Genomic DNA, 2,087 nt, shown 5'->3' with positions numbered 1-2,087 from the left:
GTCCTGGTACTTCTTGGGCGGGTTCTCGGCGTGGGCGATCGTGCCGTCGGGCCGGTGGTGGAACCACTCGGGGTGTTTCTCGACCCAGGGATGGTCGGGTGAGCACTGGAGTGCGAAGTCGAGGGCGATCTCCAGGCCGAGGCCGGTGGCGCGGGTGACGAAGGCGTCGAAGTCGTCGAGGGTGCCGAGGTCGGGGTGGACGGCGTCGTGGCCGCCCTCGGGGGAGCCGATGGCCCAGGGGACGCCGACGTCGTGGGGGCCCGGGGGCAGGGAGTTGTCGGGGCCTTTGCGGTGGGTGGTGCCGATGGGGTGGACCGGGGGCAGGTAGACGACGTCGAAGCCCATCGCGGCGATCGCCGGGAGGCGCTCGGCCGCGGTCGCGAACGTGCCGCTGACCGGTGGCCTGCCCGGTTCGACGACCGCGCCCTCGGAGCGCGGGAAGAACTCGTACCAGGAACCGACCAGCGCCCGCTCCCGCTCCACGAGCAACGGCAACTCCGGTGACCGCGTGACCAGTTCGCGCACCGGATACCGGGCGAGGGCCGCGTCCACCTCGGGGGTGAGGGCCCCGGCGAGCCGGGCGGCCGGGGTCCGGGACGGGTCGCGCAGCGCGTCCGTGGCGCCGCGCAGTGCGGCGCGGGCGGACCTGGTCAGGGCGGCCCGTGCGGCGGCGCGCTCGTGCAGCAACGCGCCCTCCTCCAGGACGAGTTCGGTGTCGAGACCGGCCGGGACCTTGATGCCGGCCGTGTGCCGCCAGGTCGCGACCGGATCGCCCCAGGCCTCGACGGCGAAGGTCCAGGCGCCGGGCGCGTCCGGGGTCACGTCGGCACCCCAGCGGTCGGTGCCCGGCGCCAGTTCGCGCATCGGGACGCGGGGGCGGCGGGTGCCGTCGGGGGCGCGCAGGACCACGCCCGCGGCGAGGGCGTCGTGGCCCTCGCGGAACACGGTGGCGGTCACCTGGAAGGTCTCCCCGGTGACGGCCTTCGCGGGACGTCTGCCGCGGTCGACGGCCGGACCGACGTCACGGACCGGGATGCGGCCCGTGGTGGGCGCGGGGAGCCGGGGACGGGGGCGCTGTGCGGGCATGACCGCTCCTGTCGGGGGATCGGAGGAGGGGCGGGTCGCGAAGGACCGGGGCGCGCTGGACGCGAGGGGACTCGTGGCACGTACCGGGGGAGCCTTCCACGCGGACGGGGCGGGCAATCCGGTGCTTACGTACCTACTCGGGCGTCAGCACACAGACAAGACCGGCCCCGCCGCGAACGGCGGGGCCGGAGCGTGAACGCGCCTTTCCTGACGGGCTGTTGATCAGGACCCCGGCACCTGGAGCAACCGGTTCGGGGAGCCGGGTCCGGCTCCCGTGACGCGGCCGGTCACCGCCCGGTCCGTGAGGGCCCGGCCCACCTCGGCCGGGGTCGCGCGCGGCCGGTCGCCGAGATAGAGCGCGGCGGCGCCCGCGGCGTGCGGCGAGGCCATCGACGTGCCGGAGTACGTGGCCGCGCCTGTGTCGCTCGCGTACGAGGCCGACGTGATGTCGACGCCGGGGGCGAACAGGTCGAGCGACGTGCCCCAGTCGGAGAATCCGGCCCGTGCGTCGGTGGGGCCGGTCGCGCCGACCGTCACGGCCTCCGGGACGCGGGCCGGGGAGTACCAGCTCGCCGGGAGCCCGTCGTTGCCCGCCGCGACCGTGTACGTCACGCCGGAGGCGATCGAGGCGCGGACGGCGGCGTCGAGCTGGGCGTTGGCGGAACCGCCCAGGCTCATGTTGGCGACCGCGGGCCTGTGCGCGTGCCGGGTCACCCAGTCGATGCCCGCGATGACCTGGGCCGTGGTGCCCGAGCCCGTGTCGTCGAGCACGCGCACGGCGACGACCCGGGCCTTCTTGGCGACGCCGTACGCCGCGCCGGCGACGGTGCCGGCCACGTGGGTGCCGTGGCCGTTGCCGTCCTGGGCCACCGGGTCGTCGTCGACGAAGTCCCAGCCGCTGGAGGCCCGGCCGCCGAAGTCCCGGTGCGAGGTGCGGACGCCGGTGTCGATGACGTAGACGGTCACCCCGGCGCCCGCGGTCCGAGGCCAGGTGTAGGACC

2 protein-coding genes are annotated in these 2,087 nt (G+C 75.7%); both read right to left on the bottom strand.

The features are described 5' to 3' along the window. Positions 1 to 1,086: maltotransferase domain-containing protein (locus tag GTW43_RS28880; protein WP_161304937.1), on the bottom strand; the 1,086-nt coding region annotated here is incomplete at its 3' end. 222 nt (positions 1,087 to 1,308) lie between these two features. Continuing rightward, positions 1,309 to 2,087 (bottom strand): S8 family peptidase (locus GTW43_RS28875; protein ID WP_161304936.1); only part of this gene is annotated, 779 nt, incomplete at its 5' end.

The sequence above is a fragment of the Streptomyces sp. SID5785 genome (assembly GCF_009870065.1).
Lineage (GTDB): Bacteria > Actinomycetota > Actinomycetes > Streptomycetales > Streptomycetaceae > Streptomyces.
This window is presented reverse-complemented; position numbering and strand designations above follow the sequence as displayed.